The 23,644-nt window shown below is 65.2% G+C and carries 22 protein-coding genes, 1 other RNA gene and 1 pseudogene; 7 read left to right on the forward strand and 17 right to left on the reverse strand.

Features of this window, described 5'->3' with window-relative positions; all coding sequences use genetic code 11:
• Positions 1–278 precede the first annotated feature (278 nt).
• From H3H37_RS03320 to H3H37_RS03335, 4 genes are read left to right on the forward strand one after another with little or no spacing between them, the layout of a single operon-like run.
• Positions 279–3,446: a response regulator gene (locus H3H37_RS03320; protein ID WP_182160156.1), complete on the forward strand. Its 3,168-nt coding sequence runs from the start codon at positions 279–281 to the stop codon at positions 3,444–3,446.
• Between the two features lies 1 nt (position 3,447).
• Positions 3,448–5,562, forward strand: a complete 2,115-nt coding sequence (locus H3H37_RS03325) for a putative bifunctional diguanylate cyclase/phosphodiesterase (protein ID WP_182160158.1) — start codon at positions 3,448–3,450, stop codon at positions 5,560–5,562.
• On the forward strand, positions 5,559–5,828 hold the full coding sequence (locus H3H37_RS03330; protein ID WP_182160160.1) for a hypothetical protein: 270 nt from the start codon (positions 5,559–5,561) through the stop codon (positions 5,826–5,828). The genes H3H37_RS03325 and H3H37_RS03330 overlap by 4 nt, the downstream gene beginning before the upstream one ends.
• The gene (locus H3H37_RS03335; protein ID WP_182160162.1) at positions 5,825–6,184 is read left to right on the forward strand and encodes a hypothetical protein; all 360 of its coding nucleotides are present in this window, start codon (positions 5,825–5,827) and stop codon (positions 6,182–6,184) included. The genes H3H37_RS03330 and H3H37_RS03335 overlap by 4 nt, the downstream gene beginning before the upstream one ends.
• Before the next feature lie 34 nt (positions 6,185–6,218).
• Here H3H37_RS03335 and H3H37_RS03340 read toward each other — a convergent pair whose 3' ends face one another.
• From H3H37_RS03340 to ubiD, 7 genes are all read right to left on the reverse strand, one after another.
• Positions 6,219–7,442, reverse strand: a complete 1,224-nt coding sequence (locus tag H3H37_RS03340; RefSeq protein ID WP_182160164.1) for a CaiB/BaiF CoA transferase family protein — start codon at positions 7,440–7,442, stop codon at positions 6,219–6,221.
• A 19-nt stretch (positions 7,443–7,461) separates the two neighbouring features.
• Positions 7,462–8,052: a recombination mediator RecR gene (gene recR / locus H3H37_RS03345; protein WP_182160166.1), complete on the reverse strand. Its 591-nt coding sequence runs from the start codon at positions 8,050–8,052 to the stop codon at positions 7,462–7,464.
• Positions 8,053–8,067: 15 nt separating this feature from the next.
• Positions 8,068–8,358, reverse strand: a complete 291-nt coding sequence (locus H3H37_RS03350) for a YciI family protein (protein WP_182160168.1) — start codon at positions 8,356–8,358, stop codon at positions 8,068–8,070.
• A 15-nt stretch (positions 8,359–8,373) separates the two neighbouring features.
• A complete protein-coding gene (locus H3H37_RS03355) occupies positions 8,374–8,700 on the reverse strand; it encodes a YbaB/EbfC family nucleoid-associated protein (protein ID WP_182160170.1) in 327 nt (108 codons plus the stop codon).
• Positions 8,701–8,737: 37 nt separating this feature from the next.
• Positions 8,738–11,623 carry a DNA polymerase III subunit gamma/tau gene (gene dnaX / locus H3H37_RS03360; protein WP_182160172.1) on the reverse strand — a complete coding sequence of 962 codons (2,886 nt, stop codon included), beginning with the start codon at positions 11,621–11,623 and terminating at the stop codon, positions 8,738–8,740.
• A 102-nt stretch (positions 11,624–11,725) separates the two neighbouring features.
• An RNA gene (gene ffs / locus H3H37_RS03365) (signal recognition particle sRNA small type) lies at positions 11,726–11,824 on the reverse strand.
• A gap of 56 nt (positions 11,825–11,880) precedes the next feature.
• Positions 11,881–13,365, reverse strand: coding sequence for a 4-hydroxy-3-polyprenylbenzoate decarboxylase (gene ubiD, locus H3H37_RS03370; protein WP_182160174.1), 1,485 nt, complete (start codon positions 13,363–13,365; stop codon positions 11,881–11,883).
• Positions 13,366–13,837: 472 nt separating this feature from the next.
• On the opposite strand from ubiD, the gene H3H37_RS03375 reads away from it, so the two are divergent.
• On the forward strand, positions 13,838–14,746 hold the full coding sequence (locus tag H3H37_RS03375; protein WP_182160176.1) for a lytic transglycosylase domain-containing protein: 909 nt from the start codon (positions 13,838–13,840) through the stop codon (positions 14,744–14,746).
• 132 nt (positions 14,747–14,878) lie between these two features.
• On the opposite strand, the gene nusB is transcribed toward H3H37_RS03375, so the two are convergent.
• The 4 genes from nusB to H3H37_RS03395 form a co-directional block, all read right to left on the reverse strand.
• The gene (gene nusB / locus H3H37_RS03380) at positions 14,879–15,352 is read right to left on the reverse strand and encodes a transcription antitermination factor NusB (protein ID WP_182160178.1); all 474 of its coding nucleotides are present in this window, start codon (positions 15,350–15,352) and stop codon (positions 14,879–14,881) included.
• A gap of 85 nt (positions 15,353–15,437) precedes the next feature.
• Entirely contained in the window at positions 15,438–15,926 is a 489-nt protein-coding gene (ribH, locus tag H3H37_RS03385) for a 6,7-dimethyl-8-ribityllumazine synthase (RefSeq protein ID WP_182160179.1), read from the reverse strand.
• Between the two features lie 40 nt (positions 15,927–15,966).
• Positions 15,967–17,079 (reverse strand): bifunctional 3,4-dihydroxy-2-butanone-4-phosphate synthase/GTP cyclohydrolase II, encoded by a 1,113-nt coding sequence (gene ribBA / locus H3H37_RS03390; protein WP_182160181.1) that lies wholly within the window; start codon positions 17,077–17,079, stop codon positions 15,967–15,969.
• Between the two features lie 139 nt (positions 17,080–17,218).
• A complete protein-coding gene (locus H3H37_RS03395; RefSeq protein WP_182160183.1) occupies positions 17,219–17,572 on the reverse strand; it encodes a YkgJ family cysteine cluster protein in 354 nt (117 codons plus the stop codon).
• A gap of 112 nt (positions 17,573–17,684) precedes the next feature.
• On the opposite strand from H3H37_RS03395, the gene H3H37_RS03400 reads away from it, so the two are divergent.
• Positions 17,685–18,548, forward strand: coding sequence for a fused MFS/spermidine synthase (locus H3H37_RS03400; RefSeq protein ID WP_182160185.1), 864 nt, complete (start codon positions 17,685–17,687; stop codon positions 18,546–18,548).
• A gap of 16 nt (positions 18,549–18,564) precedes the next feature.
• Here H3H37_RS03400 and H3H37_RS03405 read toward each other — a convergent pair whose 3' ends face one another.
• Both H3H37_RS03405 and H3H37_RS03410 read right to left on the reverse strand, forming a co-directional pair.
• On the reverse strand, positions 18,565–19,338 hold the full coding sequence (locus H3H37_RS03405) for a fused MFS/spermidine synthase (RefSeq protein WP_182160187.1): 774 nt from the start codon (positions 19,336–19,338) through the stop codon (positions 18,565–18,567).
• A gap of 95 nt (positions 19,339–19,433) precedes the next feature.
• A pseudogene (locus tag H3H37_RS03410) lies at positions 19,434–20,183 on the reverse strand (YoaK family protein); the annotation flags it as partial.
• Positions 20,184–20,433: 250 nt separating this feature from the next.
• On the opposite strand from H3H37_RS03410, the gene H3H37_RS03415 reads away from it, so the two are divergent.
• On the forward strand, positions 20,434–20,628 hold the full coding sequence (locus H3H37_RS03415; RefSeq protein WP_182160189.1) for a ribbon-helix-helix protein: 195 nt from the start codon (positions 20,434–20,436) through the stop codon (positions 20,626–20,628).
• A 114-nt stretch (positions 20,629–20,742) separates the two neighbouring features.
• Here the strand turns inward: H3H37_RS03415 and H3H37_RS03420 are convergent, their stop codons facing one another.
• The 4 genes from H3H37_RS03420 to H3H37_RS03435 all read right to left on the reverse strand — a co-directional run bounded on the left by H3H37_RS03420 (position 20,743) and on the right by H3H37_RS03435 (position 23,593).
• Positions 20,743–21,366 carry a riboflavin synthase gene (locus H3H37_RS03420; RefSeq protein WP_182160190.1) on the reverse strand — a complete coding sequence of 208 codons (624 nt, stop codon included), beginning with the start codon at positions 21,364–21,366 and terminating at the stop codon, positions 20,743–20,745.
• A gap of 12 nt (positions 21,367–21,378) precedes the next feature.
• Positions 21,379–22,476 (reverse strand): bifunctional diaminohydroxyphosphoribosylaminopyrimidine deaminase/5-amino-6-(5-phosphoribosylamino)uracil reductase RibD, encoded by a 1,098-nt coding sequence (gene ribD / locus H3H37_RS03425; RefSeq protein ID WP_182160191.1) that lies wholly within the window; start codon positions 22,474–22,476, stop codon positions 21,379–21,381.
• 32 nt (positions 22,477–22,508) lie between these two features.
• Entirely contained in the window at positions 22,509–23,075 is a 567-nt protein-coding gene (locus H3H37_RS03430; RefSeq protein WP_182160192.1) for a GspH/FimT family pseudopilin, read from the reverse strand.
• Between the two features lie 65 nt (positions 23,076–23,140).
• Positions 23,141–23,593, reverse strand: coding sequence for a type IV pilin protein (locus H3H37_RS03435; RefSeq protein ID WP_182160193.1), 453 nt, complete (start codon positions 23,591–23,593; stop codon positions 23,141–23,143).
• Positions 23,594–23,644: the final 51 nt, after the last annotated feature.

The raw sequence follows: 23,644 nt of genomic DNA on the forward strand, positions 1-23,644 counted from the left end.
CGGTGCCATTTGACCTGGCTCAATAGTGGGCCAGATGGTCAGAAACGTGGAGAACAGGGGCTTCGCCACCGATGGCAAAACGCTAGGCGCTCGCGGCCATACCAGGATTAGATGCAGATCAACGTGGGCAACAATCCCGAGCTTATATTTTTCCTCGTAGCACTTTCCGCGCCCTTCCCGGCACGGACGACGCGTCACCGTCGTGGCGCCAGAACCAGCCGCCCAAACCAACAGAGCGCCACAGTGTCGCCAGCCTGACCGCGACTGGAAAAGCCACCATGTTCAATGTCGAACGCGCAAGCCTGAGCCAGAAACTGACCCTGATCGCCGTGCTGTCGACCGGCAGCGCGCTGCTGCTGATGTTCGCGGTGTTTGTGGCCACCACCGTGCTCGGCCACAGGGACAGCGAGCGGCGCCAACTGTCCTCGCTGGCGGCCGTGATCGGCGCCAGCGCGACGGACGCGCTGCGGGCGGGCGACCATCACCGCGCCGCCCGGGCGCTGGCCGTACTCAGCGCCAAGCAGGACATCGTGCAAGCGGCCCTGTACGACGCCGACGGCGCCGTGCTGGCCGCCTACCGCCAGCCAGCCGCCGCAGCGTTGGCCGTGCCGGCATCGGGCAGCACTGGCCAAGCCGTGCCGGAACCGGGCGGCACGGGTCTGGCCACGCCGGACCTGGGTAGCGCTGGCCTGGCCGTACCTGATCTGGGCAGCGCGGGCCTGGCCGCACTGGGCGGCGTCGCGCACAGCCAGGCCAGCGGCAACCTGTGGGCGCCCGCCCTGCGGCTGACGCTGCCCATCATCGACGGCGGCCAGCTGGCGGGTGCCGTGATGCTGGAGGCGACCCAGACCGGCATGTGGCTGGACATCGTGCAATACGTGGGCGCGGCAGGCGTGGCGACGCTCGTCTCGCTGCTGGTGGCGCTGGTGCTGGCGGCCCGCTTCCGCGCCAGCATCGCCGAGCCGGTCACCAGCCTGATCGCAGCCGCCCAGCGCGTCACCAGCAGCCAGACCTATGCGCACCGCCTGCAACACCAGCGCAGCGACGAACTTGGCTTGTTGATCGACAGCTTCAACAACATGCTGGCCCAGGTCGAAGGCCGCGACGCCAAGCTGGCCCAATACCGCGACCAGTTGGAGCGGCAGGTGGGCGTGCGCACTGAGCAGCTGGAGAAAGCCAAGAACGCGGCCGAGGCCGCCAGCCAGGCCAAGAGCGCCTTCCTGGCCACCATGAGCCACGAAATCCGCACCCCCATGAACGGCGTGCTGGGCATGACCGAATTGTTGCTGGCCACGCCGCTGACGGAACAGCAGCGCCACTACACGACCATGGTGCAGCGCTCGGGTGAGAATTTGCTGGTCATCATCAACGACATCCTCGACTTCTCCAAGATCGAGGCAGGCAAGCTGACGGTGGAATATATCCATTTCAACCTGCGCGAACTGCTGGACGACATCGAGCACGTGTTCGGGCCGCAAGCCCAGGCCAAAGGCTTGCGGCTGGAACTGGCGATCGCCGCGCGCATCCCGATCGGCGTGTATGGCGACCCCAACCGGCTGCGCCAGGTCATCGTCAATTTGCTGGGCAACGCCGTCAAGTTCACGGAGACCGGCAAGATCACGCTGCAGGTGGCCCTCATGGACGAGGACGCGCAAGCCGTGGGCTTGCGCTTCGAAGTGCACGACACGGGCATCGGCGTGTCGGGCGAGGCGCGGGCCCGGATCTTCGATTCCTTCTCCCAGGCCGACGGTTCCACCACCCGCAAGCATGGTGGCACCGGCCTCGGACTGGCCATCTCCAAGCAACTGGTCGAATTGATGGGCGGGAAAATTGGCGTCGACAATGCGCTATCGCAAGGGTCGATCTTTTGGTTCACAGTAAATTTTGACAAGCGCCGCGTCGATGCCGACGATCCCGCGTTCAACCGCAAACTCACCCAGGGGCTCAACGCTTTGATCGTCGATGAACATCCGGCCAGCCGCGCCGAGCTGGAGCGCCTGCTGGCGAGTTGGCAAACGCAATGCGACAGCAGCGATGCCGATACCTGCCTGGAACGGCTGCGGCAAGCGGCCGCGCGTGGCCAGCCCTACGATGTGGCCATCCTCGACATGGCCTTGCCGCGCACCAGCGGCCTGGCGCTGGCGGCCGCCATCCGTGCCGAGACGGCGCTGGCCGGCCTCAAGGTGCTGCTGCTGAGCACCGAACGCGAGGCAGCCGACAGCGTGCAGCGGCGCGCCGCCGGCGTCGCGTTCCAGCTGATCAAGCCGGCACGCGACTGCGATTTATACGATTGCCTCACCGCCAGCCCGGCCGGGGCCGACCAGCCCCGGCCGCCACCGCCGCCCACCCGCAGCGAAGCGCTGCGCAGCGCCCCGGTGGCCAGCGAAGAGCCGCTCTCGCCCGCCAGCCCGACACCCGCGCCCGCCCCCCGCACCGCCGTGCCCGCCGTCCGGCTCGCAGGCACGGCCGGCGCCAGCGCCAGCGCCAGTGCCACCACCACTGCCAGCACCAGTGTCAGCACCGGCACCAGCGCTGCCACCGCGCCCGCGCGCAAGCGACGCAAGGTGCTGCTGGCGGAAGACAATCCGGTCAACGTGGAAGTGGCCAGCGCCATGCTGGAAGGATTGGGACTGGACGTGCGTCGCGCCGGCAATGGCGCCGAAGCGCTGCGCTGCGTGCAGACCGAGCATATCGACCTGGTGCTGATGGATTGCCAGATGCCCGTGATGGATGGTTTCGCCGCCACCTCCGAGATCCGCCGCCACGAAAAGCAGCAAGGCAGAGCACGCAGCCTGCCCATCATCGCCATCACGGCCAACGCGCTGCAAGGGGACCGCGAATCGTGCCTGGCGGCCGGTATGGACGACTACCTGAGCAAACCATTCACCCAGCAGGCACTGGCCCAGACCATCGCGCTCTGGCTGAAGCTGCCGCGCGCCGTGCTGCAAGGGCCGTCGCGCGCCGCGCCGCCAGTCCGCTCCGTCCCGGCGCCCGCAGCGGCCGCGTCGCTCGCTGCGGCGCCGGCTACGCCCCCCACGTCCACGTCCATGTCAGCGTCAGCGCCAGAGCCCACCTCCGCACCAACCCCGCACGACAACATCAACCGCCAGGCGCTGGACAATATCCGCGCCCTCAGTCCCAGCAACGGCAACGCCCTGCTCGAACGCGTGCTGCAAGCCTACGTCAACGACACGCCCACCCATTTGCAGACCTTGCGCCAGGCCATCGCAGCGGCCGACGCCGGCAGCGTGCGCAAGGCGGCCCACAGCCTCAAGTCCAGCAGCGCCAACGTGGGCGCGGAAGCGCTGGCGCAGGCGTGCAAGGAAATGGAACAACTGGGGCGCAACGGCAGCACGGCGGGCGCGGCCGACATGCTGGCCGGCATGGAACGGGAATTCCAGGCCGTGCGCCAGTCGCTGAACACCATCCTGGAAAAGGAAACCTGATATGGCACCGTCTCTCTCCCCCAAACGCGGCCTGGTCCTGGTCGCGGACGACGATCCCGTGATGCGTCTGCTGATGCGGGAAATGCTGGACCAGGTCGGCCTCGACACGCTGGAAGCAGAAGACGGCGCCCAGGCGCTGGCCTGCTATCGCGGCATGGCACCGGACCTGGTGCTGCTGGACGTGGACATGCCCGCCATGGATGGCTACGCCGTCTGCCGCGCGATCCGGGCTGGGGAGACACAGGCCAGCGTGCCCATCATCATGGTCACCGGCAGCGACGACCTGGAAGCGGTCACCCTGGCCTACGAGGTGGGCGCGACGGATTTCGTGTCCAAGCCCATCAACTGGCCCATCCTCGGGCACCGCGTGCTGTACGTGCTGCGCGCCAGCGACGCCATCGCCCGCCTGCGCATCGCCGACGCCCAGAACCGGGCCGTGCTGGCCGCCATCCCCGACACGTTTTTCCGCCTCGACCAGGATGGCTATTATCTCGACTACGAGCAGGGCCACGACGCCAGCGGCGGTGTCGCCACCGAACAATGCGCGGGCCGCCACCTGCGCGACGTGCTGCCGCACGACATCGCGCAGCGCCTGCTGGAACAAGCGCAAGCCGTGCTGGAACACCAACAGATCCGCTCGGTCGACTACGAACTGGTGCGCCATGACACCATCCACCATTTCGAAGCGCGGCTGGTGGCCACGGGGCCGGACGAGGTGCTGGGCCTGGTGCGCGACATCAGCGAGCGCAAGCGCACGGAGGAACAGATACGGCGCCTGGCCTATTGCGACAGCCTGACGGGCATCCCCAACCGGCAAGCGTTCCTGGAAACGCTGGAACGGGAACTGGCCCGCTCGCGCCATGGCGGCAAGAAGTTCGCCGTGCTGTTCATGGACCTCGACTCGTTCAAGCGCATCAATGACACGCTGGGCCACAACGTGGGCGACCATTTGCTCAAAGCGGTCTCGGAGCGGCTGCGCGAGACGATACGGCCCAGCGACCTGGTGTCGCGCGCCGAGCAGCAAGGCAACAACCTGGCCCGGCTGGGCGGCGACGAATTCACCATCCTGATCCCCGACCTGGAACGGGTGGAGAATGCGCTCAACGTGGCGCACCGGGTCAAGGAAGCGATGCGCCGGCCGTTCCTGATCGAAGGCCACGAAATCTTCGTCACGGCCAGCATCGGCATCTCGCTGTACCCGGAGGACGGCGAGGACTGCAACTCGCTGCTCAAGTACGCCGACACGGCCATGTACCACGCCAAGAACTGCGGCAAGAACAACGCCAAACTGTACAGCTCGTCGCTGACCATGCAGATCATGAGCCACGTCAAGCTGGAAGTGGGCTTGCGCCGGGCCTTGCAGAACAACGAGCTGTATCTGCTGTACCAGCCGCAGATCGACGTGCCCAGCGGCCAGATCGTAGGCGTGGAGGCGCTGGTGCGCTGGCGCCACCCGGAACGGGGCATCATCTCGCCCACCGAGTTTATCCCGCTGGCCGAGGAGACGGGCTTGATCGTGCCGATCGGCGAATGGGTGCTGCGCACGGCCTGCGCCCAGGCGCGCAACTGGGCCGACATGGGGACGCAGCCGGTGCGCATGGCCGTCAACCTGTCGGCCAAGCAGTTCAAGGACGACAACCTGACCCAGATCGTGCTGTCCGCGCTGCAGGAGACCGGCCTGGCGCCGGGCCTGCTGGAACTGGAATTAACCGAGGGCACGCTGATGGACGACGCGCGCGCCACCATGTTCACGCTGGAACAATTGCGCGGCATCGGCGTGTATTTGTCGATCGACGACTTCGGCACCGGCTACTCGTCGATGAACTACCTCAAGCGCTTCGACGTGCGTGCGCTCAAGATCGACAAAAGCTTCATCAGCGGCCTGCCGCAGGATTCGGAAAACGCCGCCATCACACGCGCCATCATCGCCATGGCCCACGGGCTGAAGATGGCGGTGGTGGCCGAAGGCGTGGAGACAGATGAGCAACTGGTGATGCTGGAGCATTACGGTTGCGACCTGGCGCAGGGCTATTACCTCGGCCATCCGTCGCCACCGGAGTCGGTCACGCTGATGCTGGGCAACCAGTATGCACTGGCCACACCGGCAACTTCATGAACCGGCTGGCACAGGCCGCGAACATCGCACGCTTTGTCGGCAAGCTGCCAGCCAACGCTCGCCCGACCGTGCAATTCCGGCCGCTGCCCAATGGTGGCATTGCCGCCCAAGCCACCCCCGCTGGCCGCGTGACCGGCTCATTCGCCGTCTATGAAAAGCAGATAGACGCGGACGGCATGACGGTCCAATACAGCAAAACCACCTACGACCCGTTTGGGATTATCATCAACGTCAAAGACAAGCTGGCGGGAGGAGTGTTCCCATGATCGCTGTGGAAAACGAACGGCTGGAACTGGTGCGGCGACTGTTGGCCTGCGCCCAGCCTTTGCATGCCACGCTATCCGCGCTAAGCGCTATTGGCTGGGATTACGAGGGGCTGCCGGTGCTGTTGACCGAAGAGCATATCGCCGCCGTGCTGCGCCGTTTCCTGACCGGCAACTTGTCGGCCATGGACGTCGAAACCTGGGCCAATGGTGTGGAGGGCCGGGACGATATCGCCACCGCGCCTGCCAGCGAACACAGGATGACTGAGATCGTGCATGAGCTCGCCAATCCGGCGTTGCATCATCCGCTAGCGCCCGCCAGGGCGCGTGCGCTGCTTGCGGAGCTGGCCGCCAGCTAAGAGAAGGCTATCTCTTGCTGCTTATTCCCCCCGCTTACAGCACCTTGTCCTGCCTGAACGCGGCAATCTGCTGCGCGCTGTAGCCGAGCGCGGCCAGCACTTCGTCGTTGTGCTGGCCCAATGCTGGCCCCATCCACTTGGTGTGGCCCGGCGTGGCCGACAGTTTGGGCGAGATGGCCGGCAGCTTGACCGGCGTGCCGTCCGGGAAATGGTGTTGTTCGAACATGTCGCGCGCCAGGAATTGCGGGTCGCTCATCATGTCGCGCACCGAGTAGATCTTGCTGGACGGGACGTCGGCCGCCTTCAGCACGGCCAGCGCGCCGTCGATGTCCTGGGTGTCGCACCACGACTGGATGGCGTGGTCGATCTCGGCCGTGCGCGGCACGCGGCCATCGTTGCGGGCCAGTTGCGGGTCGCCCGCCAGGTCGATGCGGCCGATGGCCAGCATCAACCGCTTGAAGATGGCGTCGCCATTGCCGGCGATAACGATGTTGTCGCCATCGCGCGTGGTGTAGGTGTTGGACGGCACGATGCCGGGCAGCGCGCCGCCCGTGCGCTCACGGATCACGCCGGCCTGGTCGTATTCGGGCACCAGCGATTCCATCAGGTTGAACACGGACTCGTACAGCGCCACGTCCACCATCTGGCCCTCGCCGCGTTCGCGCCCGCCGGTGGCATCGCGGTGACGCAGTGCCATCATGGCGCCGATCACGCCATGCAGCGCGGCCACCGAATCGCCGATCGAGATGCCCACCCGGAGCGGCGGGCGGTCCGGGAAGCCGGACACGTAGCGCAGCCCGCCCATCGATTCGCCCACGGCGCCAAAGCCGGGCAAGTCTTTCATCGGCCCGGTCTGGCCGAAGCCGGACAGGCGCACCATGATGGTGGCCGGGTTCACAGCCTTGAGCTGCTCGTAGCCGAGATCCCACTTCTCCAGCACGCCGGGCCGGTAGTTCTCGATGATGATGTCGGCCTCCAGCGCCAGCTGGCGCGCGATGGCGCGGCCGCGCTCATCCTTCATGTTGAGCGTGACGCTCTTCTTGTTGCGCGCCTGCACCGACCACCACAGCGAGGTGCCATCCTTGAGCACACGCCACTGGCGGATCGGATCGCCGCCCTCGGGCGCTTCGATCTTGATCACTTCGGCGCCGAATTCGGCCAGCATGCGGGCGCAGAACGGGCCCGCGATCAGGGTGCCCAGTTCCAGGACTTTGATGCCGGCCAGCGGCCCGGCCAGATTCGGTGCGGATGTCGTCATGAGATCGTTTGAAGTGGGGTCAGGTGCTGCGGCGGTCCAGCATGGCGCGCGCGATGGTGCCGGCGTCGACATACTCAAGCTCGCCGCCGACGGGAACGCCGCGCGCCAGCCGGCTCACGTTGAGGCCGCGCGCCTTCAGCATCTCGCTGATGTAGTGCGCCGTCGCCTCGCCTTCATTGGTGAAATTGGTGGCCAGCACCACTTCGCTGACCACGCCATCGCTGGCGCGCGCCAGCAGCTTTTCCAGGTGGATGTCCTTGGGGCCGATGCCGTCGAGCGGCGAGAGCCGGCCCATCAGCACGAAGTACAAGCCCTTGTAGGTCAGGGTCTGCTCTATCATCAGCTGGTCAGCAGGGGTTTCCACCACGCATAGCAGACGGCGGTCGCGCTGCTCGTCGTCGCAGGTGTCGCACACCTCCTCTTCCGTGAAGGTGTTGCACAGCGCGCAGTGGTGCACAGCCTCGACGGCCTGGTGCAGGGCGCGCGACAGCATGTCGGCCCCTTCGCGGTCATGCTGCAGCAGGTGGAAGGCCATGCGCTGGGCCGACTTGGGGCCGATGCCCGGCAGGCGGCGCAACGCTTCCGTCAGGAATTCTAGCGATTTGGACATGACCTGGACCTGCGCTCACGCCTGGCGGAACGCGCTCAGGGCATCGACCGACATGGTGGGAATGAATTCCGTGATCTGGTAACTGGCCGCGCCGGCCTCGTTGAACGGATCGAGTTCGATCACGGCCTCGATGTCGGCGCGGCTGTCGGCCGTGGCCAGGATCACGCCGCCGGTGCGCGGCACCATGCGGCCCGACATGAGGAAGGTGCCGTTATCGTACTGCTCACGCAAGAATTCCCGGTGCGCGCCGAGCAGCGCATCGATCTCCTCGGCCGGCTTCAAATACGTGAGCGTGATGATGAACATGGCAGTCGGTGAGGCTTAGAAAGGCATCTTGAAGCCGGCCGGCAGGTTCATGCCCGCCGTCAGGCCGCCCATCTTCTCGGCGGAGGTCGCTTCAGCCTTGCGCACGGCGTCGTTGAAAGCGGCGGCCACCAGGTCTTCCAGCATGTCCTTGTCGTCGGCCAGCAGCGACGGGTCGATCGAGACGCGCTTCACATCGTTCTTGCAGGTCATGACAACCTTCACCAGGCCGGCGCCGGACTGGCCTTCCACTTCGATCAGGGCCAGCTGTTCCTGGGCCTTCTTCATGTTGTCCTGCATCGCTTGCGCCTGCTTCATCAGGCCAGCCAGTTGGTTTTTCATCATGGTGAAATACTCCGTCAAATAAGGAATGTAGGATAAATCAGTTCGCGGCCGGCGCCGTTTGCGGCGGCGGCACGATGGAGCCGGGCACCACGAAGGCGCCGAACTCGCGGATCATGCTATTTACAAAAGGATCGTTGGCGACAGTTTCCTCGGCGGCGCGCTGGCATGCCTCGCGGAACGCCTGCGCTTCCGCGCTGGCCGTGTACCAGGCCGGGCCCAGTTCCGTGTCTACCCGCACGGCGCGACCGAAGCGCTCGGTCAGCGCCACCGTCAGTTTTTCCACGTTACCCGGCGTGCGCCACGTTTCAATCGGCACCTTCAGCTTGAACACGGCGGCGTTGCCGTCGATCGAGCAGCTGATCAGTTCCGCCTGCATGGCCAATTGCTGGGCCACGCCACGCAGCGGCAAGGCGGCGGCCACGGCCGGCCAGTTGCCGTCCCAGCCCAGTTCGGGCACCGGCGTGATCACATAAGCGTAGGGCGCCTTGGCCGGCGGCGGCGCTGGGCGGGCCGCTGGCGCTGCCTGCTGCTGACCGCCATGGCTGCCCTGTGCGCTGGCGACCGCCATCTCGCCGGCATCGGCCGGGCCGGACATGGCCACGGCCGTGTCATCGGAAAACTCCGTCACCCAAGGCGGCAAGTCGTCCTCAGGATCGGCCTGCTTCGGCGCGGGCTGAGCGTACGTTTGCGGCGCCGGCTGCGTGTATTGCGGCTGAGGACGCGGCGCGGCCTGCTGCGGCGCGACCTGGCGGACCGGCGCTTCCAGTACGGCCGTGTTGGCATCACCCGCCATCGCCGGCGGCATGTCTTCCCATGGCGCCGGTGCGCGCGCGACGGCTGGGGCTGCGGTGGGCGACATGGCGGCCTGCGGCGTCATCGCCGTTGCGGCAGCAGAAGGTGCGGCCGGGGAATACGGTGCGGGCGATGCGGCAGTTGAAGGCGCGGCGTTCGAATAACCCGCCGGTGCCGACGCGGAAGCTGACGGCGCGGCGTTCGGATAACCCGCTGGTGCGGCTGCCCCGGCAGCTGACGGCACGGCGTTCGAAAAGCCTGCTGGTGCGGTCGGCGCGGACGGCGCTGGCGCAGATGGTGCCGATGGTGCGGCATCTGCAGGTGCAGATGGTGCGGTACCCGCAGGCGGTGCGGCCGGCGCAGGCGCGCTGGCAGGCGGCAGTGGACGGGCACCGCCGGTGGCCGCCTTGGAGGCGGCCCGGGCCGCTTCCAGCGCAGCATTGATGGCGGCGCGGGCCGGGCTGACGGGCCCACCCGTTGCGGCCGGCGCTGCGGGTGCTGCCGCTGCTGCTGCCGCTGCAACCGGTGCTGGCGCGGCGGGCGTTGGCACGGCGGCCGCAGGCGGCATCGGTGCGGCGGCCTGCGTAGCGGCCGGCGCATCCGACCACGCGGAAGCGTCGCCCGCGCCCTGCTCCGTCCGCGCGGCGGCCGGATGAGCGACGGATTGCGCAGGCGCAGCAGCGGCTGGCGATGCGGCAACCGATGCTGCGGCCGGTGCGGCGAATTGCTGCGCCGATGCGGCCGGATGCGGCGACGGCGCGGCGCCGTCGCCGCGGGGCATTGCACCGTCGGCGCGCGTCATGGCTGCGTCCGCGCGGACCATCGCACCATCAGCGCGAGGGATGGCGGCGTCGGCACGCGCCATGGCGGCGGCCGCGCCAGCCACCACGGCGGGCGGCGTCACGCTGGCATGGCTGGCGTTGACATGCGCGGCTGCGCGCGCGGCCGGTGCGGCGGCGGCACGTGCGGCGGCCACGGCGGCCGGACGGGACATGGCCGGGGCGGCCGCAGGCACACCTTCAGCGCCACCTACGCCGGGCCGAAAGGCCAGCATGCGCAGCAGCGTCATCGAGAAGCCCGCATATTCGTCCGGCGCCAGGCCCAGTTCGTTGCGGCCGTGGACGGCGATCTGGTAGAACAGTTGCACTTCTTCCGCGTCGAAGGCGGCGGCCAGGCGCGTGATGTCGGCATACTCAGGCAAGTCCGACGGCAACGCCGCCGGCACCGTCTGCGCCAGCGCGATCCGGTGCAGCAAGGTCCCAAGGTCCTGCAGGGCGCCGTTGTAGGACAGGCTGCGGGTGGCCATCTCGTCGGCCACGGCCAGCAGGTCGGCGCCGTCCTGGTTGGCCAGCGCGTCGAGCAGACGCACCAGATAGGACTGGTCGAGCGCGCCCAGCATGCCTTGCACGGCGTCCAGCGTCACTTCGCCGGCCGCGTAGGCGATGGCCTGGTCGGTCAGCGAAAGCGCATCGCGCATGGAACCGTGGGCGCCCTGCGCCAGCAAGCGCAAGGCCGGCTGTTCGAAACTGATGCCCTCCTGGCCCAGGATGTTGTCCAGGTGGCTGATGATGTGGCCCGGCGGCATCTGCTTGAGGTTGAACTGCAGGCAGCGCGACAGCACGGTCACGGGTATCTTTTGCGGGTCGGTCGTGGCCAGGATGAACTTGACGTGCTCGGGCGGTTCTTCCAGCGTCTTCAGCATCGAGTTGAAGGCGTGGTTGGTCAGCATGTGCACTTCGTCGATCATGTAGACCTTGAAGCGGGCGTTGGTGGGCGCGTACACGGCCTGCTCCAGCAACTGCGCCATCTCATCGACGCCACGGTTGGACGCCGCGTCCATCTCTATATAGTCAACGAAGCGGCCGGCATCGATCGCCGTGCATGCCTCGCACACGCCGCACGGGGTGGCGGTGATGCCGCCATTGCCATCCGGGCCGATGCAGTTGAGCGACTTGGCCAGAATACGCGACAGCGTGGTCTTGCCCACGCCACGGGTACCGGTGAACAGGTACGCGTGGTGCAGGCGGCCGCTGTGCAGCGCGTGCGTGAGCGCGCGCACGACGTGCTCCTGGCCGACGAGCGTTTCGAAGTTCCGGGGACGGTATTTACGGGCGAGGACTTGATAGGACATGCTGAGATTTTACCGTAGATAGCTGGGGTGCGGGACAGTCCCGCGCCGCCTGCATGCCAGAAACGAAAAAAGCCGCCGAAGCAGCTTTTTTTGAAATACGAAGGAGGCGAGCCTGATCTGCGGCACTTATGGTGAACGGCCGTGGCTGCTTCGTTCCCGACCTGACCAGGTTAGCCATGCCACAATGCGCAGGGGCCCGCCAGCCGCCATTATAACCGACCCCGCGCCCTCGTGGGAAGGGATGGCGATTTCCCCTTCTACAACCCCAGCTGCTGCCAGATATCGTCCACGCGCGCCTTCACTTCCGGCGTCATGGTGATAGTCGTACCCCACTCGCGGCTGGTCTCGCCCGGCCACTTGTTGGTGGCATCGATGCCCATCTTGCTGCCCAGGCCGCTCACCGGCGAGGCAAAATCCAGGTAATCGATAGGCGTGTTGTCGACCAGCGTCGTATCGCGCGTGGGATCGACGCGGGTCGTGATGGCCCAGATCACTTCCTTCCAGTCGCGGATATTGACGTCCTCGTCCACCACCACGATGAACTTGGTATACATAAACTGGCGCAGGAAACTCCACACGCCGAACATCACGCGCTTGGCGTGGCCCGCGTACTGCTTGCGGATCTGCACCACGGCCATCCGGTAGCTGCAACCTTCCGGCGGCAGATAGAAATCCGTGATCTCGGTGAACTGCTTTTGCAGCAAGGGCACGAACACCTCGTTCAGCGCCAGTCCCAGCACGGCCGGCTCATCGGGCGGCTTGCCTGTATAAGTCGAGTGATAAATAGGATCGCGCCGCATCGTGATGCGGTCGATCGTGAACACGGGGAAGGAATCCTGCTCATTGTAATAGCCGGTGTGGTCGCCATACGGCCCCTCCAGCGCGTGCTCGTAGCCGGACGGATGGTTTTCATCGGGGTAGATATGGCCTTCGAGCACGATTTCGGCCGAGGCGGGCACGCGCAATTCGCTGCCGATGGCCTTGACCAGCTCCGTGCGGCTGCCGCGCAGCAAGCCCGCGAACTGGTATTCAGACAGGCTGTCGGGCACGGGCGTGACGGCGCCCAGGATCGTGGCCGGATCGGCGCCCAGCGCCACGCACACGGGATAAGGCTTGCCCTTGCTCTGGATCGCATGTTCGCGGAAGTCCAGCGCCCCGCCCCGGTGCGCCAGCCAGCGCATGATGACCTTGTTCGGCCCCAGCACCTGCTGGCGATAGATGCCCAGGTTCTGGCGCTTCTTGTTCGGTCCCTTGGTAATCACCAGCCCCCATGTAATAAGAGGCGCCACGTCGCCGGGCCAGCAATGCTGGATCGGCAGGCGGCCCAGGTCCACATCGGCGCCCTCCCACACGATTTCCTGGCACGGCGCACCGCGCATTTCCTTGGGCGACATATCCCACACGGCTTTGACCAGCGAACCCAGGCCCAGCAAATCCTTGAAATCGCGCGGCGGTTCCGGCTCCTTCAGGCGCGCCAGCACGTGGCCGATCTTGCGCAACTCACTAATATCTTCCGCCCCCATGCCCAGCGCCACGCGGCGCGTGGTGCCGAACAGATTACCGAGCACCGGCATGCTGTGACCGGTCGGATTCTGGAACAGCAAGGCCGGTCCGCCGGCCCGCAAAGTACGGTCGCAGACCTCCGTCATCTCCAACATCGGCGAAACGGGTACGGAAACAGGCCTAAGTTCGCCTAATTGTTGAAGCTGAGAAATAAAATCTCGCAAATCCGAATATTTCATGACTTTTTAATTTTTTTTGACTGTGAACCACATTGCTCAAAAATCCAGGACAAGTGGTTGATTTTATTGGTTTTCCGCGTAATGCAAGCAAAAAAGTAAGATTTATAAGTTATAAGAGACAAATTCGTTAGTATTGACGTGATATAAAACGGCTTCTACAATTTGCCCTACTTGATGAGGACACGGCCCGATGGCCCAAATAAGTTGTCACTCATTCATTCACGGAGTCGGGGCTCCACATGACATTTTAAGGAGTGTTTTCAAAAGGCGTCTGCCTTACCCCCGAAAAAAGTTGTATTGCCACTGATTGAATACCACAGGGAAAGATCAGCTCAAGCAAGCAATGACGGCGTCCAACGCGCGCTCCCAGCGGCGACGGACGAGGCTATTTCTGATGCACGGCATTAGCGATTCCATAGCTGCGTTCAGCGCGGCGGGGGAGCGCTCGTTACGGACATTTCAGGGGATTTCTATGACTAATCGTTTTAGCGCGGCAACGAAGATTGCCCGACAACTGGCCAGCCAGCCAGCCGCGTGGTTCGCCACGACGCGCGTATCGGCACGTGGTGTGCTCACGACAGCACAACACACCTTGACTGTATTAGGTATCTCGGCCCTGGTGGTCGTCGCTGTACTGTTCGCACGTCCTGAACTGGCCAAGCAACTGAGCCAGAGCTTCCTGCAAGAACCGGCTCCCGAAGTGGCCGCCGTGACCGCCCCACCGCTGTCCGAACTGATGGAAGTGCCGGCTACCGCTCCCGTGGTCAACAATGCGCCGCTGACGGCCGAGGAAAAGGCCCTGCTGGGCACGAAGAAGCAACAACAATGGGTGACGTCCTGGCTGTCCAAGCGCTATCGCGTGGCCGGCGACGCCGCCAACATGCTGGTCTCGACCGCTTACCTGACGGCCCGTGAAATCAAGCTGGACCCGCTGCTGATCCTGGCCGTGATGGCCATCGAATCGGGCCTGAACCCGTTCGCGGAAAGCCCGGTCGGCGCGCAAGGCCTGATGCAAGTGATGTCGAAAGTGCACCACGACAAGTTCCAGGAGATGGGCGGCGTGCAGGCGGCGCTGAACCCAGTGGCCAACATCCGCGTCGGCTCGCTGATCCTGAAGGATTACGTGACCCGTGGCGGCTCGGTGGAAGCCGGCCTGAAGACCTATGTGGGCGCCGCCGCGTTCGAAACGGATGATGGCTACGGTTCGCGCGTCCTGGCCGAATACAACCGCTTGAAGCAGGTTTCGGCCGGCAAGAAAGTGCCGATCACCACGCCGATGATGGCCGCAGCTCCCGCGCCCGCGCCTGCTGTCCAGAAAGACCCTGCCGTGGCCAGCAACGACAAGATCGGCAAGGCCGACACGCAGATCGCCGGCCTGTAAGCGCCCGCCCTGCCCCGCAGTATCCGAAGCCACCGTTCAGGTGGCTTTTTTACGTCCCGATTTACGTCATGAAAAAAGCCACCGCAGGTCGCCCTGGGGTGGCTTCTTGGCTGGCGGGCTGGCCCGTGCCGCTTAGCGCTTCTTGTCCGCCGCCGCCACTTCGTCGGGACGGATCTTGGCGGCCAGCTTGTCCAGCACGCCGTTCACATACTTGTGGCCATCGATGCCGCCGAACGATTTGGTCAGCTCCACCGCTTCGTTGATCACGACACGGTACGGAATTTCCAGGTTGTTCTTCAGCTCGAACGCGCCGATCAGCAGCACGGCGTGCTCCACGGGCGACAGCTCGGCGATGCCGCGGTCGACCAGCGGTGCGAACGTGTCGCGCAGCGCCACGGAATCCTTGATCGCGCCATACAGCAAGGCGCTGAAATGGTCGCCGTCGGCCTTGTCGAAGCCGTGCGCGCCACGGATGTTGTTGACCACGGTGGTCGCGTCTTCATTGTTCAGCAGCCACTGATACAAACCCTGCAACGCAAACTCGCGCGCGCGGTGGCGCGGCGTACGATTCTTGCTGGGGTTGGCGTGCAAAGTTTTCTCTGTCATGGTTTCCTACCTGTTCTCATTGCTTACACTACAAACTACACATGCGGCCGCCGCGCCCGCTCGTGGCAGGCGCGGCATGCCGTTCTTACTCTTCGTCGTCGCCGTCCTGGTTCAGTTCTTCCAGCGCGATGGCGAGATTGGCCATCTCGACGGCCACGCGGGCAGCGTCGGCGCCCTTGACGGCCATCCGCACTTCGGCCTGCTCGTCGTTCTCGGTGGTCAGCACGGCGTTGGCGATGGGGATGCCATAGTCCAGGCCGATGCGCGTGATGCCGGCGCCCGATTCATTCGACACCAGTTCGAAGTGGTAGGTTTCGCCACGGATCACGGCGCCCAGCGCGATCAACGCGTCGAACTGCTGCGATTCCGCCATCTTTTGCAGGATCAGCGGGATTTCCAGCGCGCCCGGCACGGTCACGTGCAGCACGTCTTCATCGGCGACGCCCAGGTGCTTGAGCTCGGCCAGGCAGGCCGACAGCAGGCCGTGGCACACGTCCTCGTTGAAACGGGCCTGGACGATACCGACGCGCAAACCGTCGCCGGACATATTGGTTTCGTAGCTACCTACGGTCATGGCATACCTCTTCTTGATGTGGGGTGATCTATCTTGGGTGTTATTGCTGCGGCTTGGTCATGTAGCCCGTCACTTCCAGGTTGAAGCCGGTCATCGACGGCATCTTGCGCGGGCTGGCCAGCAACTGCATCTTGCACACGCCGAGCTCACGCAGGATCTGCGCGCCGATACCGTAGCTGCGCAGGTCCATGCTGGCGGCGCGGCCTTTCGGTTTGGATTCCGGCTGGTCCAGCGCGGCGAACTGGGCGAACAGCTGGTCGGCCGTTTCCTCGCAGTTCAGCAGCACGATCACGCCGCGGTCTGCGGCCTTGATGGCGGCCAGCGAGGACGTGATATTCCACGAGTGGGTGGTCGCTTCCGATTCCAGCAGGTCCAGGATGGACACCGGCTGGTGCACGCGCACCAGCGCTTCCTTGCCCGGGCCCATTTCGCCATGCACCAGCGCCAGGTGGGCCGAACCGCTCGGCTTGTCGCGGAAGGCGATCATGCGGAACGAACCCTGGGCCGTGTGCAGCGGACGCTCGGCGATGCGCTCGACCAGGCTTTCGTTCTGGCTGCGGTAGTGGATCAGGTCGGCGATGGTGCCGATCTTCAGGCCGTGTTCCTTGGCGAATTCCAGCAGGTCCGGCAGGCGCGCCATGGTGCCGTCGTCCTTCATGATCTCGCAGATCACGGAGGCCGGGGTCAGACCGGCCATGGCCGTCAGGTCGCAACCGGCTTCCGTATGGCCGGCGCGCATCAGCACGCCGCCCTTTTGCGCTTTCAGCGGGAAGATGTGGCCAGGCTGCACGATGTCGGCCGGCGTGGTGTCCTTGGCCACCGCCACCTGGATGGTCTTGGCGCGGTCGGCGGCGGAAATGCCGGTCGTCACGCCTTCGGCCGCTTCGATCGAGACGGTGAAGTTGGTGCCGAAGGCGGTGCCGTTGCGGGTCGACATCATCGACAGGTTCAACTGGTCGCAGCGTTCTTCGGTCAGGGTCAGGCAGACCAGGCCGCGCGCGTGCTTGACCATGAAATTGATCGCTTCGGGCGTGACGAAATCGGCGGCGAGCACCAGGTCGCCCTCGTTTTCGCGGTCTTCTTCATCCACCAATATCACCATGCGGCCAGCGCGCAGTTCGGCGACGATTTCTTCGGTGCTGGAAATTGACATTTTTAATCCTTAGTAGCTGAGCAAGAACTTTTCTTAACCTGCTATTTTAAAGGATTTTGGCCCCGCCCATCCGCGAAACCTGGCTTTTATCCCGCTACAGTCCGGCATTTCGCCGTTTTCGGCCCGTATTTCCCGGCCATTACACCAGCACCTGACGGGTCTGGCGCAAAAACGCGTGCACCTGGGCCTCAATGGCGGGCTCCACCATGGCCTGCGGCCGCCTTCCATGCGGACAAGGCAGGCTGGGCGTCGTGCCGAACAGGCGGCAGATCAGCGGCCGTTCCTCGTAGGCGCCGCAGCCCGACGGCTGCAAGTGCGGACAACTCCAGTCCGCCAGCGCCTGCTCGCGCTGCGCGGCACTGCGCTCGGGCAGGCGCGCCAGTTCCTCGCTGGACGCAGTAACCGGGCCGCAGCAGTCGTGACAGCCCGGCACGCATTCGAAGGCCGGGATGCGGCGGCGCAGGAAACGCAATTGGTAGACGCGGTCGCTCATGGCAGGCGGCAATCGGAAAACATTATCATCCTATGATAATAGAAGCATCATGAAAAGCAGGTAAAATACTACCCCGACGACCATCAGGGCGGCCTGCCGAAGTACCCCGACCATGCAGAATCCACAGCGCGACGACGAAATCACCCTCCCACCCCGCTTCGAAGACGTAATCGCCGACAGCGGCGGCTTGCCGTTCACTTTCGATTACGGCGACATGCGCACGCTGCACTTCGACGAGCGCTTCATCCAGAGCGCCATGCGCATCTCCCAGCCCGACGAACTGCTGCTGAGCTACACGCGCGCCATGATGGGCTTCCTGCTGTTCCAGCCGCAACCGCGCCACATCCTCATGATAGGCCTGGGCGGCGGTTCACTGGCCAAATATTGCTACCGCCACCTGCCGGACAGCCGCATCACCGTGGTGGAACTGGACCCGGCCATTATCGCCCTGCGCAGCCGTTTCCACGTGCCCGATAACGATGCGCGCTTCCAGGTGGTGCAGGCCGACGCCGTCGACTACGTGGCCACGCTGGGCGAGCCGGTCAACATCATCGTGCACGACGGCTACGGCCCGGACGGCCTGCCCGCGCCGCTCAGCAGCACACCGTTCTACCGCCAGTGCCGCAAGGCGCTCGCGCCGGGCGGTGTGCTGGTGTCCAACCTGTGGGGAGAAGACCTGGACTTGCTGCCCGCCATGCAGCGGCTGCACAGCGTGTTCGACGCCCAGTTATGGTGGTGCAACGCCCAGTATTGCCTGAACCGCATCGTGTTCTCGTGCAAGGAATTCGACGCCGACGCCTTCCAGTCCACGCTGACCCAGCGCGCCGTGCGCCAGGAGTTGCGGCATGGCGAACTGGGCCTGTGCCAACTGGCGCAGAGCCTGTCCACTTCGGCCGGCCGCAGCCAGGCCGATTTCGAGGCCATCGCCGGCAACGATATGTACGCCGCCTACATGGGCGAGCACGCCGCCGGCTGAACTGCCGGCCCTTCCATCAGCGGCGCCGGCCAGCCCAGGCCACCACCGCGCGCGCCAGCAGCCGGTTCAGCGGCGCGCTCAGGCCGCGCGTGGCCGCCACCAGCCGCCGCATCAGCACTGCCCGGCCCGGCATCCACGACGGCAGTGGCGACCGCGGCGCCGGCGCCTTGACGGCGAACTTGACCCGGTTGCCATACGACATACCCCGGAAGCCGCACACGCGGCCGTCGAACGCGGCGCGCAGCCGGCGCAGCACGCCGGGGAAATCGCGGTCGTTGGCATGCAGATTGGCCACCAGCACGCCGCCCGGCCGCAAGGCCCGCAGGCAACTGGCGTAAAACGCCGCGCTGCCCAGCGCCGGCGGCATGCCGTTCACGTCATAGCCATCGACCACCAGCACGTCGAATTGCGCCGCATGGGTGGCGATCACGTCCACCGCGTCGCCCTGTACGACGCGAAAGCGCGGGCCGTCCGGCGGCACGGCGAACTGGTCGCGCACGGCGATCACTTCGGGATCGAGTTCGACCACTGTCACGTCGGCCTCGGGCAGATGGTGATGGCAGAACTTGGCCAGCGAACCGCCACCCAGCCCCACCATGAGGATGCTGCGCGGACGCGGCACGAACAGCAGGAAGCACATCATGGCGCGCGTGTAAGCCAGCGTCAGCGCGTGCGGGCGCGATAGCAGCATTTCACTCTGGATGGCGCCGTCGCCAAACAACAAGGTGCGGGTGTCGCCATCGGTCAGGACGATGGGCTTGCGGCGCGGCGGGACAACTGGCTGGGACATGGGAGGCAATGCGGTTGTCAAATCAAATTACAACAGCATTATAATGAAATTACCCTACCAACCTGCATTTTTGCCGCTCAGGCATGTTTGCGGAAGCGCCGCCAGCGCACCACCACATCGTCCATCACTGGGATGATGGCCAGCGCCAGCAGCAGCGCCGACAATGGCACGGTGGAGGCGAAACCGATGTGCTTGAAGCCCAGCGCGCCCACCACGCCGCCCACGAAAAACATGCTCAGCAAGGCGATGAGCAGCTTGAGCCGGTCGCGGTTGGCCATCACCTTGGGCTGCGCCGTGTGGTCGTGCTCCATGTTCCAGTAGACCAGCTTGCCCAGCTCGATGCCCAGGTCCGTCACCAGGCCGGTGACGTGGGTGGTGCGGATCTCGGACTTGGAAATCTTGGTGATGATGGCGTTCTGCAGCCCCATGATGTAGCACAGCAGCATGACGGTGACGGGCACGAACAGCCCCATGCGCAGGGACAGGTTGGCGCCGAGCAAACCGAAGCACAGCAGCAAGGCCGCCTCCAGCAGCAGCGACAAGGCGTATTCGCTGTGCAGATGCTGGCGCCGCGCCCAGTTGATCAGAATGGCCGAGCTGGCCGCGCCGGACAGGAAGGAGACGATGGCGCCCAAGCCAGACAGGGCCAATGTCACGTTGCCCATCGCCAGATCGTCCGCCATCGACGACACCACGCCCGTCATGTGCGACGTGTAGCGGCGCACGGCGAGGAAGCCGCCCGCGTTGGTGGCGCCCGCCACAAACGTCAACACCAGCCCCAGCAGCTGGTTCGCCTCGGTGGTGCGTTTGCGGCCGGACAGGCGGCGCAGAAACAGGATGGCCATAATCGATCGTCAATGTTGCGCTGTCGGCCAGGCCGCAGCTTGTAACCCAACAGGAACAACATACGTCATCTGAGGCCAACTTGCCGGGAAAACCACCGGGTGTGGCGTCCACGCCTCAAAAACACGCACACTGCATGCACATGATATTAACATCTAACCCGAGTAATGCGGGCCGATCCGGTGATTTCAAGAGCAGGCCGCCATTACAATTCGATTACAATGCAGCTTTTGACTCGCCCACCTCCGCGCCATGGAAACCAAATCCGCCCGCCTGACGATATTGATCGATCCAGTGAAGAAGAAAGCGTTTGAAGAATTATGCGCGGCGCAAGACCTGACGCCATCACAAGTGGTGCGCCAGCTGATTCGCGGCTACCTGGACAAGCATGGCGTGTCCTACGCCACGAAAAGCAAGATCAAGGGCGCCCTCGTCAGCGACGACTAAGCCCGCGTTTCGCGCCGGCCAAAAAAATGGGGGACGTAACACATTTGAGCATGTGTTACGTCCCCAATTGTTTTGGCTGCCAGGGCGCGTTGTGCCCCGGCGACAGGTGGGCGATTACTTGAGCGACAGCATGCGCTCAACGTAGCGCGCGATCAGGTCGACCTCCAGGTTGACCTTGGCGCCCGGCTTCAAGTGCTTGAGCGTGGTCATGGCGATCGTGTGCGGGATCAGGTTGATGGAGAACTGGCACACCAGTTGTTCGCCGCTGCCGATGTCGGTCACGCGGTTGACCGTCAGCGATACGCCGTTGACGACGATGGAACCCTTGAACGCCAGATATTTGGCCAGGTCGTGCGGTGCTTCAATCACCAGTTCCCACGACTCCCCCACGGCTTCAAACTTGCGCACCACGCCGAGGCCGTCGACGTGGCCCGACACCAGGTGGCCTCCCAGCCGTTCAGCCAGCGTGAGCGCCTTTTCCAGGTTCACTTCCGTGGTCGTGTCCAGGCCCACGGTGCAGTTCAGGCTTTCGCGCGACACATCGACCACGAAGCTGTCATTGGTCTTTTCCACCACCGTCATGCAGGCGCCGTTGATGGCGATCGAGTCACCCAGGGCCACATCGGCCAGCGGCAGGCCGCCCGCGTTGACGTGCAGGCGCACGCCCGCTTCCAGGCCGCCAGCCAGCGGCTGCACGGATTCAATTTTGCCGATGGCGGCGACGATTCCAGTAAACATGCGATACCAATCTTAAAGTGGGTTGAATCTGGCAAGGATACGCAAATCAGCGCCGATTTGCTTAACCTCATGAAATTTGAGCGTGTGCTTGCGCGACAGGTCCGTCAGCGCCGGCAAGGCGAACATCCCCTGGGCGTCGCCCAGCAGCACGGGCGCCAGGTAGACCAGCAATTCGTCCACGCAGCCTTCGCGGATCAGCGAGCCGTTGAGCTTGCCGCCGGCCTCCACGTGCAATTCGTTGATCTGGCGCCGGCCCAGCTCGCGCATCAGTTCAGGCAAGTCGACCTTGCCAGCCGCGTTAGGTAGCACAATGATTTCCGCCCCGGCAGTGCGCAATGCCGCCTCCTTCTCCGGATCGGACACGGCGGCCACGATCCAGGTACCGCCACCTTCCAGCACGCGCGCCTTGGGATCAATGTCGAGTTTGCTGTCAACGACGATGCGGCGCGGCTGGCGCGGCGTATTCACGGCCCGCACATTGAGCTGGGGATCGTCGGCCTTCACGGTACCGATGCCGGTCAGGATCGCGCACGCGCGGGCTCGCCACGCGTGGCCGTCGGCGCGCGCCTCCGGCCCCGTGATCCACTGGCTCTGGCCATTGTGCAGGGCCGTCATGCCGTCCAGGCTGGCGGCCGACTTCATGCGCACCCACGGCAGGCCGCGCCGCATGCGCGAGAAGAAACCGATATTCATTTCATGGGCCGCGTCGGCCAGCACGCCGGACGAGACGGCGATGCCGGCCGCCGCCAGCTTGGCCAGCCCCTGCCCCGCCACCAATGGGTTGGGATCTTCCATGGCCGCCACCACGCGGCCTAGCCCGGCGCGCACCAGCGCGTCCGAACACGGCGGCGTGCGGCCGAAATGGTTGCACGGCTCCAGCGTGACGTAGGCGGTGGCGCCGCGCACGTCGTGGCCGCGCGCCTGCGCATCCTTGAGGGCCTGGATTTCGGCGTGGTCGAATCCGGCCGCCTGCGTCACCCCGGCGCCGATCACGTGGCCGTCGCGCACGATCACGCAACCGATGCGCGGATTGGGCGAGGTGGTGTACAAGCCTTTGGCGGCCCATTCCAGGGCCAGGGTCATGCCGTCGAGGTCGTTGCGTATTTCCATATTCTTCCCGGCGCCGGCGCAGCGCCAGCGGCCTAGTCCGACTCGGCCGCCGCCGTGCAATCCACCGGTTGCACCAGCGGATCGCATACGCGCATCCGGCCCAGCATGTTGATCTTGATGTGGCGCGCCTGCCGCCCTTGCAGCAGCGACAGCGTGCCCCAGTGCGCGACCAGGCTATTGCCGGCGCTGCAACTGCGTCCAGCAGCATTATAAGCAAGGTAGAGCGGGACCGCACCGGATGAGAACGCCGACCGGATCACGATATCGTCCGATAACGCTTCCTGCCGGTACAGCACATGCTCGCCGCCATCGGGGCGCGCATTGCCATTGGCGTCGATGAACACCACCCAGCCGCGCCGCCAGTCGGCACCGCCCGGCTCCAGCGGCGCCAGCGTGACGATGCGGCCACGGGCGATCGCTTGAGAACGGGTCAGGTCGATCGCGCTGCACAGATCGTTGACGGCCGTGCGCAAGCGCGCCGCCAGCAGCAATTGCCGCAGCCCCGGTACGGCCGTGCCGGCGAGGATGCCGGCCAGCGCCAGCACCACCAGCGCTTCGACCAGACTGAACGCGCCATAGCGTTGACCGGGCCGGCGCATCAAGCTACGACGCCACGTGCCGCGAGGCCACCCGCCGCGATCACCGCTATCGCCGCAATCGCCGCTCATGGCCAGCAGTGGGCGCCGGGCCCGGAGGCGAGCCGCAAGCCGGTGCTGGTCAGCGTCAGCTCCTGGCAATCTTCATCGTGGAAATGGACATCCACCATGCTGGTGCCGGGCCGGGCGATCAGCCGCACGCACTGGCTGATCAATTCGCCTTCGCAGGCCTTGCCTTCCACTTCGTAGGCGCTGGTGTGGGCCTCGCTGCCGGTCCACCAGCGAAACAGCATGGCTTCCGGGTCTGTGCTGCTGGACGAGAATGCGATGTAGCTGTTGTATTGCGAATAGTAGCGCTCCTGCTGCTGCATCAGCCGCATCAGCGCCGCCTCCCCTTCGTTGCGCCGCACGCGGATCACGTAGCGCTGCAGGCTGGGGTAGGCTTGCGCCGCCAGCACGACGAATATCACCAGCGTGACCAATGCTTCCACCAGGCTGAAACCACCAATTCGCCCCATCATCACCTCCCAGACCATTTGACCGATTGGACCGCATGGACGCGGCTGCCCCTC

It is taken from the genome of Rugamonas brunnea, assembly GCF_014042345.1.
Lineage (GTDB): Bacteria > Pseudomonadota > Gammaproteobacteria > Burkholderiales > Burkholderiaceae_D > Rugamonas > Rugamonas brunnea.